Annotated in this window: 15 protein-coding genes and 1 pseudogene; 8 read left to right on the forward strand and 8 right to left on the reverse strand. The window is 61.9% G+C overall.

The genetic code is table 11. The features are described 5' to 3' along the window. Positions 1 to 55: 55 nt before the first annotated feature. Positions 56 to 390: pseudogene (locus IVB07_RS12975) on the reverse strand (single-stranded DNA-binding protein); the annotation flags it as partial. On the opposite strand from IVB07_RS12975, the gene IVB07_RS12980 reads away from it, so the two are divergent. The 6 genes from IVB07_RS12980 (at position 283) to IVB07_RS13005 (ending at position 4,590) form a co-directional block, all read left to right on the forward strand. Then, the gene (locus IVB07_RS12980) at positions 283 to 510 is read left to right on the forward strand and encodes a hypothetical protein (RefSeq protein ID WP_247407448.1); all 228 of its coding nucleotides are present in this window, start codon (positions 283 to 285) and stop codon (positions 508 to 510) included. The pseudogene IVB07_RS12975 and the gene IVB07_RS12980 sit on opposite strands and share 108 nt — an antisense overlap. Before the next feature lie 857 nt (positions 511 to 1,367). Then, complete coding sequence (locus IVB07_RS12985) at positions 1,368 to 1,715, forward strand: hypothetical protein (protein ID WP_247407441.1); 348 nt, start codon at positions 1,368 to 1,370, stop codon at positions 1,713 to 1,715. Between the two features lie 123 nt (positions 1,716 to 1,838). Next, a complete protein-coding gene (locus IVB07_RS12990) occupies positions 1,839 to 2,117 on the forward strand; it encodes a hypothetical protein (RefSeq protein ID WP_247767708.1) in 279 nt (92 codons plus the stop codon). A gap of 45 nt (positions 2,118 to 2,162) precedes the next feature. Continuing rightward, on the forward strand, positions 2,163 to 3,719 hold the full coding sequence (locus tag IVB07_RS12995; protein ID WP_247767709.1) for an ISL3 family transposase: 1,557 nt from the start codon (positions 2,163 to 2,165) through the stop codon (positions 3,717 to 3,719). Positions 3,720 to 3,757: 38 nt separating this feature from the next. Beyond that, positions 3,758 to 4,240 (forward strand): hypothetical protein, encoded by a 483-nt coding sequence (locus IVB07_RS13000; RefSeq protein ID WP_247767710.1) that lies wholly within the window; start codon positions 3,758 to 3,760, stop codon positions 4,238 to 4,240. Positions 4,241 to 4,386: 146 nt separating this feature from the next. Next, complete coding sequence (locus IVB07_RS13005) at positions 4,387 to 4,590, forward strand: hypothetical protein (protein WP_247767711.1); 204 nt, start codon at positions 4,387 to 4,389, stop codon at positions 4,588 to 4,590. 209 nt (positions 4,591 to 4,799) lie between these two features. Here IVB07_RS13005 and IVB07_RS13010 read toward each other — a convergent pair whose 3' ends face one another. After that, positions 4,800 to 5,006, reverse strand: coding sequence for a hypothetical protein (locus IVB07_RS13010; RefSeq protein ID WP_247767712.1), 207 nt, complete (start codon positions 5,004 to 5,006; stop codon positions 4,800 to 4,802). Positions 5,007 to 5,416: 410 nt separating this feature from the next. Then, positions 5,417 to 6,049: a transcriptional regulator gene (locus IVB07_RS13015; protein WP_247364607.1), complete on the reverse strand. Its 633-nt coding sequence runs from the start codon at positions 6,047 to 6,049 to the stop codon at positions 5,417 to 5,419. 102 nt (positions 6,050 to 6,151) lie between these two features. Here IVB07_RS13015 and IVB07_RS13020 point away from each other — a divergent pair, with 102 nt between their 5' ends. Further along, positions 6,152 to 6,946 carry an outer membrane beta-barrel protein gene (locus IVB07_RS13020; RefSeq protein ID WP_247767713.1) on the forward strand — a complete coding sequence of 265 codons (795 nt, stop codon included), beginning with the start codon at positions 6,152 to 6,154 and terminating at the stop codon, positions 6,944 to 6,946. 478 nt (positions 6,947 to 7,424) lie between these two features. Here the strand turns inward: IVB07_RS13020 and IVB07_RS13025 are convergent, their stop codons facing one another. Beyond that, complete coding sequence (locus IVB07_RS13025) at positions 7,425 to 8,648, reverse strand: AMP-binding protein (RefSeq protein ID WP_247767714.1); 1,224 nt, start codon at positions 8,646 to 8,648, stop codon at positions 7,425 to 7,427. A gap of 86 nt (positions 8,649 to 8,734) precedes the next feature. Between IVB07_RS13025 and IVB07_RS13030 the strand changes: the two genes are divergently transcribed. Continuing rightward, positions 8,735 to 9,886, forward strand: coding sequence for an AGE family epimerase/isomerase (locus IVB07_RS13030; RefSeq protein WP_247406033.1), 1,152 nt, complete (start codon positions 8,735 to 8,737; stop codon positions 9,884 to 9,886). Between the two features lie 64 nt (positions 9,887 to 9,950). Here the strand turns inward: IVB07_RS13030 and IVB07_RS13035 are convergent, their stop codons facing one another. From IVB07_RS13035 to IVB07_RS13050, 4 genes are all read right to left on the reverse strand, one after another. Then, positions 9,951 to 10,790 (reverse strand): ABC transporter ATP-binding protein, encoded by an 840-nt coding sequence (locus IVB07_RS13035; protein ID WP_247406034.1) that lies wholly within the window; start codon positions 10,788 to 10,790, stop codon positions 9,951 to 9,953. 121 nt (positions 10,791 to 10,911) lie between these two features. Further along, positions 10,912 to 12,195 (reverse strand): ABC transporter substrate-binding protein, encoded by a 1,284-nt coding sequence (locus IVB07_RS13040; protein ID WP_247406036.1) that lies wholly within the window; start codon positions 12,193 to 12,195, stop codon positions 10,912 to 10,914. Between the two features lie 46 nt (positions 12,196 to 12,241). Further along, complete coding sequence (locus IVB07_RS13045; RefSeq protein WP_247406041.1) at positions 12,242 to 13,315, reverse strand: branched-chain amino acid ABC transporter permease; 1,074 nt, start codon at positions 13,313 to 13,315, stop codon at positions 12,242 to 12,244. Between the two features lie 3 nt (positions 13,316 to 13,318). Continuing rightward, entirely contained in the window at positions 13,319 to 14,212 is an 894-nt protein-coding gene (locus IVB07_RS13050) for a branched-chain amino acid ABC transporter permease (protein ID WP_204511807.1), read from the reverse strand. Between the last annotated feature and the right edge of the window lie 90 nt (positions 14,213 to 14,302).

Genomic DNA, 14,302 nt, shown 5'->3' on the forward strand with positions numbered 1-14,302 from the left:
CCGAAGGCTTCCGTACTTTGCAGTCATGAAAAGGTAATCCCCTCCTCAAAATCCCTCAATGAGGGGTCGGGGCAGCGCCGCTATTGGCCGTGTTTGCTGCACCTTCCGAATGCTCAGGGCTTGCCTCCCAAAGCTCCTTCGCAATCGGTAGCGGCGCGATCTGCCCCACCATGCTCTCTCATCGCCGTGCCGATGCAGGCCTTGGTGATGAGATCGGCAAAGCGGAACGGTGAATTCATCGCTGACCTTGCGTCCGAGTGTTCGCAGTTGGGCGAACTTCAAATGATGGGCATCAGCGGGACTTTTCTTGCAAACGAGACAAGGCTGGCTTCGCACAAACGAAAGGTGCATCTTGCTCCGCTTCCGTGGCGCTTCCTTGGGGAAGGCGAGGCGGAGGTTTCCTTGATTGGAGAGGGAGAGTACATCCGCTCCGCCCGGGTTCGTATTCGCCGAAGGCTGCCGATCGACCTGAGCTATATCGACAGGAGACATCTGATCTTGCTCGGCTAAGGTTGGCGCAAGTGTTTGGCGAGGTCAGGCTGCAACCACTTATGGGCCTTTCCGAGCGAGATGCGATGCTGGCGCAGGCTCAGAGCAGGCTTCTTCCCGAAATACATGGTGATCTACTCGTCGATCAGTCAGCGGCGTTCGCTGGATTGCTGCGTCGCTTGATTTGCTCGCGATTGACTTGATCGGATTTGTCTCTGGCGCAAGGGTGAGTTCGCATCATCCTCACTTATCTTTTCAACCAGGGACGTGCACGGTCTGGACCGGAGAGGGAACGAACATAACTATTTTGTCGAAACGCGCATGTAACCGCGCGTTGGGTAAGACGAGGCGATTTGGATTTGTTGATCGCGAACAATTCTGCGCTGCAGGTCCAATCTTTGCCCCAATTGGAGCGCGGTCCAGGAAGCTGGCTATCGATCTGAGCGCCAGCTTTCGGGGAAGGACATTCATGCCAAAGCGATATCGCGCGGAAAGCTACCGGCCTGCACCACGCTGGCTTTCGATCTGGGATTCGATGATTTCGCCGCTCGCACCTCATGCCGTCTCGATTTTGCAGCCGACCGGGTTCTAGGAGAAATTCAATATCGAGTTCGACGCGGCGGACCCGGCGCGAGGACTCGAGGGGGAGGAGAAGGTCGCCATTGAGGCGATTGCAACGGCGCTGACCGTTGCCGCGCATTGTTCGCACGAGACCAAAGTCGGTGTCGTCCGCGCCTGGCTCGAGCGGATTGCGAAGCAGCCCGCCGTTTCGCTCCCGATATCTGCCGCCGGAGGTGCACTGGAAGATCGTATCCAACTATTGTCGGGACGGCGAACCGCCCGGTAGGCATCTGCAGGATGTTTGGGGGCACCGGCGGGTGCACTTCGAGGCAAAGGCGCGGCGGCCCACGGCAAGCAATATTGCAAAGGCGGCGCGCAGGGCAGTGCTCGACCAACGGCGTTCGCGCGGCCGGCCGCACAATATCGCCAATCGGATGCTGGCCGAGAGCCTGGCGCAGTTGTTCAAGAGCTTTGGTGGCCGGATCGTGCGCAGGCAGATCCAGGTCGACGTCCAGGGCGGCGGGGTTCTCGATGTCGACGGTGGGCCGTTCTTCTGCTTTCTAGAAAAGGTGATTGGTCCGCTGCAGGTACACCTGCGCCCGCATGGTTTTCCCCTTGTAACCATCGAGACAATCGAGCGAATTGCCTCCGAACAGTTTGCCTGACGCGACAGAGTTGGCTGCCCCTTTTCACCCACAAGAGATCGCTTCTCGCAGAGCTCCAAGTCAGGCTCTGTTGCGGCACGGCATGCGGTGGTCGCGTGCCATGACACCAGGAGCTACAGCCGTATGGTTGAAAATCTGAAGCAACCCACCTCGCCGGAAGCCGGACCGTCGGCGCCGATCCCGCGTTTCATTCAGACCCAGCTTGACCATCCGCCGATCGGCCCCAACGAAAGTGCTGCCGAATTCAAGTCGCTGTTCTATCAGTTGACGGAGGCCGTCCAGGGCAGTCAGCGCTCGGCCGCCGAATGCGCCATGTTGTTTCAGGCGACGCTCCTGACTGTCAATCGGCGTTCGACTGGGACCCCGTATCGGCATCCAAAAGGGGCTCTGACTCATTTCTGATGAAGTTCGCCGGCGACTGTGGTTCTTCAACGGAGAATCGGCGCCATGCGGACAGGCTTTCGAATTTCATCGCTCGTACCGAGTGGTTTGGTGTTTGATGGCGTAAGTGATTCAGAGGATTCGGTTATTCTGGCTGTTCGGTCAGAGGCTACGGAGGCCCAGTGCCCTTTGTGCACGACAGCATCGCGCCGAATCCATAGCCGTTACATCCGGCACGTGGCCGATTTGCCATCAGCGGGCAGAAAGGTGCGCCTCCGATTGCTCACGCGGCGCTTCACATGTGAGGTGCCGCATTGCCGCCGGCGGATCTTCTCAGAGCGGTTTGGAGAAGACATCGTTCCGCTTCGGCGGCGCCGGACGGCACGGCTGGAACACATCGTCCATCACTTGGGGTTAGTGCTCGGCGGCCGGCCGGCAGCAAGCTTCGCCAAGCGGCTCATGCTGCCTGTCAGCAACGATACCTTGCTGAGGGTGGTCCGCCGGCGGACGGCGATGCCGACTGATCCATTGCTTGTTGTGGGTATCGATGACTGGGCGTTCCGGAGAAACCATCGATACGGGACGATCGTGTGCGATTTGGAGCGCCGGCGGATCGTTACCCTGCTGCCCGACCGGGAAACTGCGACCGTTCGGGCGTGGCTATTGAAGCACCCAGCGATCAACATTGTATCGCGAGATCGCGGTGGTGGATACGGCGAGGCAGCAGCCAAGGCGCTGCCGAACGCCATCCAAGTCGCCGACCGCTGGCACCTGATGGAAAATGCGAGCGCGGCCTTCCTTGATGCGGTGCGCCGCTCCATGAACAGAATCCGAACTGCAATCGGAGCGACGACGATCGACCCGGAATTGCTGACCTGTGCGGAAAAGCTGCGCTATCAGGGCTATCTGCGGCGCCAGGACAGCCATGCCGTAGTTACGGCTCTCGTCAGCGACGGTGTGCCGCTCAAGGAGATCGTCCGCCGCACAGGACATAGTCGCAATCTGGTTCGCCAAATTAGCCGCGGCGGCGGTACGGATATGTTCCGCACCCGTCAAAGCACCCTGGACGGGCATCTGCCTTTCCTGGACGCGCAGTGGTCAGGCGGCTGTCGCAACGGTGCCGAGCTCTGGCGCCGCTTGAAGGGACAAGGCTTCAAGGGATCGCTGCGCGTGGTGGCGGAATGGGCGACGCGACGGCGGCGTGCCGAGACTATCAGCCATCAACAATTGCAGAAGGTCCCCGCCGCCAGGACGATAGCGCAGCTGATGACGACGAAGCGCGACCACCTAACCAGGGCGGAGACCGTCACGCTTGCGGTCATCGAACAAAACGTTCCTATGCTGGCCGATGCCCAAGCTCTCGTTGGCCGCTTCCACGCGATGATCCGAAGGAAGGCCGAGATCGAGCTCGAACCTTGGATTGAAGAATCCAAGCGGAGCCTCATTGCCTCGTTCGCGAATGGAATCGCCAACGATAAGGGCGCGGTGCACGCCGCTATTACGCAACCATGGTCCAATGGCCAAGTGGAAGCGCAGATCACTAAGCTCAAGCTGGTCAAACGGCAGATGTACGGGCGCGCTAAGCTCGATCTCCTTCAGGCAAGGCTGATTGGCGCGCCATAAAAACAATCACGATCATCGAATATGCGTCAGAGCCCCGATTGGATGCCGATCACCCCGAAAACGGGGTCCTTATTCCATGCCGAAACACACTCCTGACGTTTCGCAGCATTGCTCTCGAGCGCATCCGTAGTGCGATCATCCAGCACATGCGCCCCGAGGCAGTCATGGCGTTGATCCGCCTGACGGACGGCACGGTCGAGCGCCATTCCATCGCGGATTTCGAGGTCAACGACCGCAGAAAGGAGTACTTCTCGAACAAAGACGGCAAGTCGAAAATCGAGGCGCGTTTCACCCGCATGGGCTATGCAGCGGACGCGGTCGATGTTGAGGCCTTCCAGCTCGCACTGCCCTCGCTCGCACTGATCGATCGCCAGATCAATGCCGCCCAGAAGCAATTAATGGCACTTCTGAAGGAGATCGACCGCCGCGATGACAAACGTGCCGAAGAGCTGCGCAGGGCGGCGCTCAGCGCGGTCTCCCGCGCAGGCTCGGAGGCGACCGCCAAGCGCGAGGCGAACTGATGGCGACTGAGAAGCAGATTGCCGCCAACAGAAGGAACGCAGCCCGCAGCACGGGACCACGGACGATGTCGGGCAAGGCACGCTCCAGGACGAATGCGCTCCTCCACGGGTTTGCCGCAGCGCTTGCGAGCCAGTGTGGGGGCACGATGTCCGACACGAGCCTGGACCTGGAATCGCTATCTGAGCGGATGGCGCGCATCGAAGCGGAACGGAGCAAGCTCACCTTCGAGATCGAAACGCAATTCTGGGAGGGGAATGGTGGTAGCAAGGAGTTCGACAATCTCTTGCGCCGGTTGCAGGCTCTCGACCGCTATGCCAAGCGCACTGCCTCGGCGCTTCGCAAGAAATAGGCGGTCAGCCTGCCTGTGCCGTGTTTGGCAGAACGAACCCAATTCCAGAGAGTGAACGAGGTTTCAACGCCTGAGCACCTACAAGCGGCAAGATCGCCGAGATCGCTTTCACGAGGGACAGTGGCTGCCCGCCAATCAAATCGCGCGGCAATCAGCAGGAGGTAGCTGTAAAACGGGGTGTAATTGGTGAAAGGTTCCCCCAGCGCCGATCAGTGATCTCGAGCAAAGCTATACCACGGGATCAGGAACTGAATGGCGTCGTCGGTAGCGTGCTCCCGGGCGAGGTAACGGAGCGCAAGGCCGGCAAACCCGCACACTATCACCAGGGTAATCGCAAGCCGCGAGTTCGTGTCGTCTGAATTGATGCAGCGGCCGGGCCGTGCCGACGTGCCGATCCCAGTAGTCTCTTTGGTCACGCGATACTCTTGCTGGCGATTTCCTCGTTGTGATCACTGTAACGAATAACAATGCAAAGGTTGTATGAGCAGCGTGTGTGCAGCTCACTGACCGTCTTCGAACGAATTGTTTGGTTACCGAAAGCTTTAGAGAATTGGCGCTCATCGAAAGGAACTCGCAGCAGGAGAGTAAGCCCGTATCCAACCGGCCTTCACCGTCCTCAGGTGTGCTGTTGGGGGGAGTATGGGCCAAAGGTTTAGATTTAGGTGCTGCGGAGCGTTTGGTGACGCGCGACGAGAGCTGATCGGAGCGCCGACTGGCTTCGATCGCGGACAAGAAATGGGACGGGCCGATCTCAATGGTGTCCTCGGCGGGCCCCTTGGTGCGCGAAGATGATGGCGCGCAATTCGGCCGTAAAATTGGCGGCTCGCTAGCTAGAGGCTTTTGAAGCTTTTGGTGGCCGACCAAGTTTGGGTCGCGGTAGTCCTGATCTGTGTGGAAGCGGAACGACAAGCAGCCGAAGCTGCATTGCCGCGAGGACCTTCAAAATTCGGCTGAGATTTGGATCCACGGCGCCGCCGAATGTTTTGTACATTGTTCTTCGCTCGATCCCGGCCTCCCTCGCCAGGAAGGAGACATTCTGGGCCAGCACGGCTTCTTTCAATGCAAGGACGGCTTCCTCGAAGCGATTGCTGGCGAGGCCTTGCGTTAGTCGCTTTGCGAACCCTTCGGAGGCACCGTTGGCAATCCCGCTCGCTGCACTCTGCACCTCAGACGCATCCGCTCGCACCACGCAGGCCTGTACGTTGAGCGCACGAAACAAGCCCAGGACGCGGCTGAGCTGAGGGTCGATTCGACCCCCGAATGTTCTGTAAAGGGTATCCCGTCTTAAACCGGCGCCGCGCGCTAACATCTGCACGTTTTGAGCCTGCATAACGAGGCTCAGGCTCGTCCGCACCGCATCAAAGTCGTTTTTGCTAAATTTCTCAGTGAGATAGGTCGCTATGGTCACTGAATTGTCGCGGAATAATTCAGCCAGGATTGCCTTATTGTTAGTCAGCATCACCGTCGATTGCCCGTCACTGTGGCCCCTAGGTTACAGCATTTTTGGTGGTTCGAGGTAGATTACCTGAGACATTGACGCACACCGCTTGGGGATTTTGTGATGAAGAAGATTTTGCTTGCTCTCACCGCTGTTGCGGCGATGACCGGTTCGGCCTCGGCCGCTGACCTTGGCGCCCGTCCCTACGTGAAGGCGCCGATGGCGGCACCGGTTGCCAACTGGACCGGCTTCTACATCTTCGGCGGCGGCGGCGGCGGCGGCGGCCTGTCCAATGCCGACCAGCACATTAATGACACCGCCACCGGCATCCCGCTGACCATCGATCAGCGCCAGGGTGGTTCGGGCTGGTTCGGCACCGTCGGTCTCGGCTACGACTGGCAGTTCAACAGCACCTGGGTCGCCGGTGTGTTCGCCGACGGTCAGTTCGGCAGCATCCGCGCCACCATTCAGGATCCGATCTTCGACATCACCGGAACCCAGAAGCTGGAAACCTCCTGGGCCGCGGGCGTGCGTCTCGGTTGGCTGGTCGCCCCGAACGTTCTCTCCTACGTCAACGGCGGTTATTCGGGCGCCCACTTCGGCCGCACGAATTTCATGGATCTGGCCGGTGTTGACGCTGGCGTCCATCTCAACGGCTACAACCGCAACGGCTGGTTCGTGGGCGGTGGCGTCGAGAACAGCCTGAACATCTTCGGCATTTCTTCGCCCGGCTGGTTCATGAAGACCGAATACCGTTCGGCGTTCTACGAGCGCAAGACGCAGAGCGAGCTGGACAACGTCACTAACCTTCCGTTTGTCGGCGGGCACGACGTCCGCGCCAACAGCTGGAACCAGACGATCTCGACTTCGCTGGTCTACCGGTTCAACTGGACCGGTCCGGTGGTCGCGAAGTACTGATACGAACGCAAAGCTCAGAGGAAAAGCCCCGGCATCGTCCGGGGCTTTTTCGTTGTGTGACGTGTATCTGCCTGGCTAAGCATTTAAGTTATGATGCCAAGCGAGGCTTGGACCATGCGCTCCGAGTACTACGGTGCAGGACCGCCACCATATGGTGCTTAGGACTGAGGTGGCCGGAGCGGCTACAATATCGTGCCGGAAGCCGGCGGATGCGTCCGGCATCTCCAGCTGAGTCGACTTCTCCGGCGCAAGGTCCAAGACGTGACGGTCAGCACCGGGTCGCTCGACAAGTCAAGCGGCTGAGCTTTCCAACGGCTAAACCAGTGGCTTCCCTGCTTCGGTTCCGCAGCTTCCCTGTTGTTGGACGGGAAATTAACTGATCGGAGCTTGGAATTACCTGTGATTTTTCGACGACCCTACATGTACGAACCGCGTAAGCCTCGGACAATCGGGCGTTTTGCGCAAGCTTGTGCCAGCTCTATCGCTCGTCCGCGATCACTTTGCCGTCGTTCGGCAGCGCGCCGGGCCTCACCAGTTCAACCTCACCTCCGAGTTTCGTCACTGCCCGCAAGGTGCCTGCAATCTCCTCGCGCAAGGCATCATTCGCGGTCGCCGTCTCTGCTTTCAGCGTCATTGCATCGGCCTCGCCCTGGCGCGTGACGACGAGGCGTAATCTTCCGAGCGCGGAATGACGCTTGCCGATCTCGGCGACCTGCTCGGGGCGGACGAACATGCCCTTGACCTTGGTGGTCTGGTCGGCGCGGCCCATCCAGCCCTTGATGCGCATGTTGGTGCGCCCGCAGGGGCTGGTCCCCGGCAGTGCCGCGGTGAGGTCGCCGAGAACGAGCCGAATCCAGGGATGGTGTGGGTCGAGTGAGGTCACGACGATCTCGCCGACGTCGCCGGGTGCCACGGGATCGCCGGTACCGGGCTTGACGATCTCCATGATCAGATCCTCGTTCACGACCATGCCGTCGCGCGCGCTGGTCTCGAAGGCGATGATGCCGAGATCGGCGGTGCCGAAGGCCTGGTAGGCGTCGATGCCGCGCGCCTTGATATCGGCCTGCAGCGAGGGCGGGAAGGCCGCGCCCGAGACCAGCGCGCGCTTGATCGAGGAGACGTCGCGGCCCGAGCTTGCGGCAGCATCGAGCAAGATCTTCAGGAAGTCCGGCGTGCCGCTGTAGCCGACAGGACGGTAGGCCTCGATCAACTCGAATTGCTGCTCCGTATTCCCCGGACCAGCCGGGATCACGGCGCAACCGAGCGCGCGGGCCGACGCATCGAAGATGAAGCCGCCGGGGGTGAGATGGTAGCTGAAGGTGTTGAGCACGATGTCGTCGGGCTGGAACCCGGCCGCGAACAGCGCCCGTGCGCCGCGCCAGGGGTCGGCCTGCCGCCCCTCCGGCTCGAAAATCGGCCCGGGGGAGGTGAAGAGGCGGGCGAACGAACCTGGCGCCGCCGCGACGAAACCTCCGAAAGGCGCGGAGACCTTGTGCAGGGCCGGCAGTTCCGACTTGCGCAGCACCGGCAGGCCCGCCAGGGCCGCCCTAGAGGTCACGGCGGCCGGATCCACGCCTTTCAGCCGATCGGCATAGGCGGGCGCGGTCATCGAAGAGCGCAGCACGCCTGGCAGGCGGGAGAACAGATCGGCCTCGCGCGCGGCTTGTTCGCGCGTCTCGAGGGCGTCGTAATGGGCGGTCATGGCTGATCTTTCCGGGTTGGCATCCGTTGCGCGCCGCCGCCGGCATGGGTATCAGACGGCCATTGGCGAGGTTTGAAGAGGACGCGATGGCGGACGAGGGAATCAGTGCGGCGGACGAGGCGGCGGACGTCGTCGCGCGCCTGAAGCGCCGCATGATCGACGAGGCGCTGCCGCTCTGGTCGACGGTCGGCTGGGACCATGGCGCGGGCGGTTTCATCGATCGGCTGCATCGTGACGGCACGGCGGACAGCGCCGCGCCGCGCCGCGTGTTCGTGCAGGCACGTCAGATCTGGTGCTACGCCAAGGCTGCGCAGATGGGCTGGTACCCTGAGGGGCGTGCCATCGCACTGAAGGGGCTGGAGCATCTGCTCGCCAAGGCAAAGACGCCCGACGGCCGGCCCGGCTACGTGCACCGGCTGACGCCGGAGGGCGCGGTGCTGGACGGCCGGCGCGACGCCTACGACCACGCCTTCATCCTGTTTGCGCTCGCGGCCGTCTATGCGCTCGACCAGGACGCACAAATTCGCACCGAGATCGATGCGCTGCTCGCCTTCCTCGATGGCCATCTGCGCTCGCCGCACGGCGGCGTGCACGAAGGCCTTCCGGTCTCGCTGCCGCGCCGGCAGAACCCGCACATGCATCTGTTCGAGGCGATGATCGCGTGCTTCGACGCGACCCACGATTTGTCGTTCCAGAACCGTGCCGGCGAGTTCTTCGCGCTTTTCCTCGCCAATCTCTACGACAAGCGGACGCGTGCGCTCGGCGAATATTTCGAAGAGGACTGGTCGAAGATCGCGCCGGTCAGCGTCGAGCCGGGCCACCAGGCGGAATGGGTCTGGCTGCTGAAGGGTTTCGAACGCATCACGGGCTGCCCGACCGGACAGCGGCGCGCCGAGCTGCTGAAAACCGCGCTGCGCTATCGCGACGAGGCCACCGGCTGCCTGATCGACGAGGGTGACGACGCCGGCAAGATTCGCCGCAAGACGCGCCGGCTGTGGCCGCAGACCGAGATTGCGAAGGCGTGGATCGCGCAGGCCGAGTCCGGCGAGGCCGGCGCGGCTGACGAGGCGCGCATGGCGCTGGCGCGGCTCGAATGGCATTATCTCAGCCATCCCGTGCGGGGCGGCTGGTACGACCAGTTCGACAGCGACGGCAAATCGCTGATCGACACCATTCCTGCGTCGTCGTTCTATCATATTCTCTGCGCAGTCACGGAAGCGGAGCAGGTGCTGCAGTAAGAGTGTCCTGTATTGACGCGTTTTCTTCACGCGAACCGGTCCCACTTCGCTTCAAAACGCTATGTCAAAGCCACCGCTTGCGCCGCTTGAAGCTCTTGAGGTTCTTGAAGCTCTTGCGCTGGTCGCCGGCGCCACCGAGGTAGAATTCCTTGACGTCCTCGTTGTCGCGCAATTCGTCCGCGGTGCCGTCGAGCACGACCTTGCCCTGCTCCATGATGTAGCCGTGGCTTGCCACCGACAGCGCGGCGCGGGCATTCTGCTCGACCAGGAGAATGGTGACGCCGAGGTCACGGTTGATCTTGTGGATGATCGAGAACACCTCTTTCACCAGCAGCGGCGACAGGCCCATGGAGGGCTCGTCCATCAGGATCATCTTCGGGCGCGCCATCAGCGCGCGGCCAATCGCGAGCATCTGCTGCTCACCGCCGGAGAGATAACCCGCAAGCCCGGTGCGCTCCTTCAGGCGCGGGAAATAGTTGAAGACCATGTCGAGATCGACGCCGACCTCGCGGTCCCTGCGGGTGAATGCGCCGAGCTTGAGGTTTTCCAGCGAGGTCATGTCGGCGACGATGCGCCGGCCCTCCATCACCTGGAAGATGCCGCGGCGGACGATCTTGTCGGGATCGATGCCGTTGATGCGCTCGCCCTCGAACAGGATCTCGCCGCGCGTGACTTCGCCGTCCTCGGTCTTGAGCAGCCCGGAGATCGCCTTCAGCGTCGTCGACTTGCCGGCGCCGTTGGCGCCGAGCAGCGCCACGATCGCGCCCTTGGGCACGTCGAGGCTGAGGCCGCGCAGCACCAGGATGACGTCGTCATAGACGACCTCGATGTTGCGCACGGCAAGGAGGGGCGGCGCGGGTACGACGCCGGGGGAGGGGCGAGCTGCTTCGAGGGTGTCGGTCATATCAGGTGCGCCATTTGCTGAGCTCGTCATGCCCGGGCTTGGCCCGGGCATCCACGTACTTCGTCCGAGTGGTCAGGCGTGGATGGCCGGGACAGGCCGGCCATGACGTCCGATGTTGTGGCTACCACCCAAGCAATTCCGGCTTGCGCGGAAGCTCGACAGTATTGACTTTCTCGAGCTTGATCGCGCCCTTGGCCATGAGGTCGTTGAGGTCGCCGTCGGTCGCGCCCGCAATCTTGGTGCGGTAGAGATCGACCTTCAACGTGCCGCGGTGGTCCTTGTCGGTCCAGGTCGAGGCATTGCAGACGCCTTCCATACCTGCCGGCACCCAGTCCTTCTTCTGGTAGAAGCCCTTGGCGACGTTCTCGCCGGTGGCGCCGCCGTTCTTGGCGGCCCAATCGATCGCCTCCTTCATGTAGAGCGCCGAGCACACCGCCGCGATGTAGTGCACGGGCCGATAGACCTTGCCGGTCGGGTCGGACATCTTCGAGATCTCCATCACGGTCTTCATGCCGGGCGCATCGCCGCCCCAGCTCACAGCGGTGCGCAGCGGGAAGATCACGCCGTCGGCGGCATCGCCGGCGGTCTTGGCGGCGTTCTCGTCCATGCCCCAGACATTGCCCATGAACTGGATGTCGACGCCGGCGGTCTTGCAGGCCTTCATCACCGAGATGTTGGAGGCGGCGGTGTTGCCGAGATAGGCGTAGTTGGCGCCCGAGGATTTCAGGCTCAGGCACTGCGCGCTGTAGTCACCCGGCGCGAGCGCGAACACCAGCGGCGGCAGCACCTCGAAGCCGAGCTCCTGCGCCATGGCTTCGCCGGCGGCCTTCGGCGCGTTCGGATAGGGGTGGTTGGCGCCCATGTGGACGAATTTCGGCTTGCCGGACTTGCCCTTGGCCTTCCAGTCTTCGGCTGCCCACATCAGCATCGCGCGCAGCGAGTCCGAATAGCTCGGACCATAGAAGAAATTATAGGGCGCGGGCTTGGCCTTGCCGCTGATGCCTTCGGGATCAGTGAGGGCGGCGGCGTAGGAGCCGGAGAGATCGGGGATCTTGTCCTGTGCGAGGAAGCCGGTCAGCGCCTCGGTGTCTGCCGTGCCCCAGCCCATGATCGCCGCGACTTTGGAGTCCGGCGCCGACCACTTCTTGTAGAGCGCGATCGCGCGCGGCACCTGGTAGCCATAATCGTTGGTATCGACGTTGAGCTGCTTGCCGCCGACGCCGCCGTTCTTGTTGACCCAGGCGAAGGTGTCGGCGACGGCCTGCCCGTAGGGCGTGCCGACGTCGGACGTGCCGCCGGAATAGTCTGCGAGATGCCCGATCGCGATCTGGGCCTGCGCGCCTACCGAGAATGCGGCGATCGCCAGCGCAAGTGACGCGGTGCTCAAAAGGGATTTTGTCTTCATTGGTTGCCTCCTCCTGTTTATTTGTTGGTTAGAGAGTTGCCCGCACTCAATGTGAGAACGGGTAGAGTTTCCAGTACGCCTTGATCTGCCGCCAGCGGTGGGCGAGCCCGTCGGGCTCGAACATCAGGAACGCGATGATGATCACTCCGATCGCGATCTCGCGCAGGAAGGTGATGTTGTTGTTGAGCGACAGCGCCTTGTCGATCGCGCCGCCCTTCAGCGTCACGCTGAGGAACTCCATCGTCTCGGGCAGCAGCACAACGAACGCGGTGCCCATCAGCGTGCCCATGATCGAACCGGTGCCGCCGATGATGATCATGGCGAGGAACAGGATCGAGCGTTCGATGCCGAAACCCTCTTGCGACACCACGAGCTGGTAGTGCGCATAGAGAGCGCCGGCGATGCCGGCGAAGAACGCGGCGAGGCCAAATGACAGCGTGCGGTACTTGGTGAGGTTGATGCCCATGATCTCCGCGGAGAGATAATGGTCGCGGATCGCCACCAGCGCGCGGCCGTCGCGCGTGCGCATCAAATTGGTGACGAGGACGTAGCTTGCAACCACGTAGGCGAGCACGACATAGAAATATTGCCTGTCGCCGCGCAGCGTGTAGCCGAAGATCGAGAACGGATTGGCGCTGGCCGGCACCGAGCCGCCGGTGAACCACTCGGCGCGCGAGAAGAAGTCGAGCAGGATGTATTGTGCCGCGAGTGTCGCGATCACAAGGTAAAGCCCCTTCAGCCGCGCCGCCGGGATGCCGAAGATCAGCCCGATCAGCGCCGTGATGATGCCGGCAAGCGGGATCGCGAAGAAGACCGGGATCGGCGTGTTGTTGGAGATGTAGGCCGAGGTGAAAGCGCCGAGCAGGAAGAAGGCGGCATGGCCGATCGAGATCTGGCCGGTGAAGCCGACCAGGATGTTCAGCCCCAGTGCCGCGATCGAGAAGATGCCGATCTGGATCAGGATACTGAGCCAGTAACCGCTGAAGAACTGGGGCGCGAAGCACAGCAGCAGCACGCCGACGATCGCAAAATTGCGGCTGGTCGTGGTCGGAAAGATCGTGGTGTCGGCCGCATAGGAGGTGCGGAAGTCACCAGCAGGGATGAGGACAGGGCCGGCCATGGATCAGATCCGCTCGATGTCGTGGGTGCCGAACAGGCCGTAGGGCTTGATCATCAGCACGATGATGAGGACGTAGAACGGCGCGATCTCGTAGAGATTGCCCCAGTGAAGGTATTCGCTGTCGACATATTGCGCGATGTTCTCGAGCAGGCCGATGATGATGCCGCCGAGCACGGCGCCGCCGACGGAATCGAGTCCGCCGAGGATCGCCGCCGGAAACACCTTAATGCCGTAGCCGGCCAACCCGGACGAGACGCCGTTCACCACGGCAACAACGACGCCCGCGACCGCGGAAACCGTCGCTGAGATCGCCCACGCCATCGCGAACACGCTTTTCACGGAGATGCCGAGCGACTGTGCCACCTGCTGGTTGAACGCGGTGGCGCGCATCGCAAGTCCGTACTTCGAGGCGCGGAAGAACCAGGCCATGCCGATCATCATCGCGACCGAGACGACGAGGCTCATGACATAGACGGTTTGGATCTGGAGCCCGAGCAGGCTGACGGACTGGCTCTCGAACACACGCGGGAACGGCTGTGGATTGACACCGAATATCCATTTCAGCGTCGCCTGCAGCACGGTGGAGAGGCCGATCGTCACCATGATGACCGAGATGATGGGTTCGCCGATCATCGGTCGCAGGATCAGGACCTGCACCGCGATGCCGAACACGAACATGAACACCAGCGTCATCGGCATGCCGATCCAGAACGGCACCTGGTATTTCGCGAGCAAGGTCCAGCACACCCAGGCGCCGACAAGCAAGAGCTCGCCCTGCGCGAAATTGACGACCTGGCTAGCCTTGTAGATCAGCACAAAGGACATCGCGACCACGCCATAGAGCGTGCCGACCACGAGGCCGTTGACCAGGAGCTGGATGAGGAAGGCGGTGTTCATGAAGTGGTGCTCGCTGACAAATCCGGCGCGATCTTCCCCTCTCCCCTTGTGGGAGAGGGTGGCTTGGCGAAGCGAAGACGGGTGAGGGGT

The organism is Bradyrhizobium sp. 172, from assembly GCF_023101065.1.
GTDB classification, from domain to species: Bacteria; Pseudomonadota; Alphaproteobacteria; order Rhizobiales; family Xanthobacteraceae; genus Bradyrhizobium; species Bradyrhizobium canariense_D.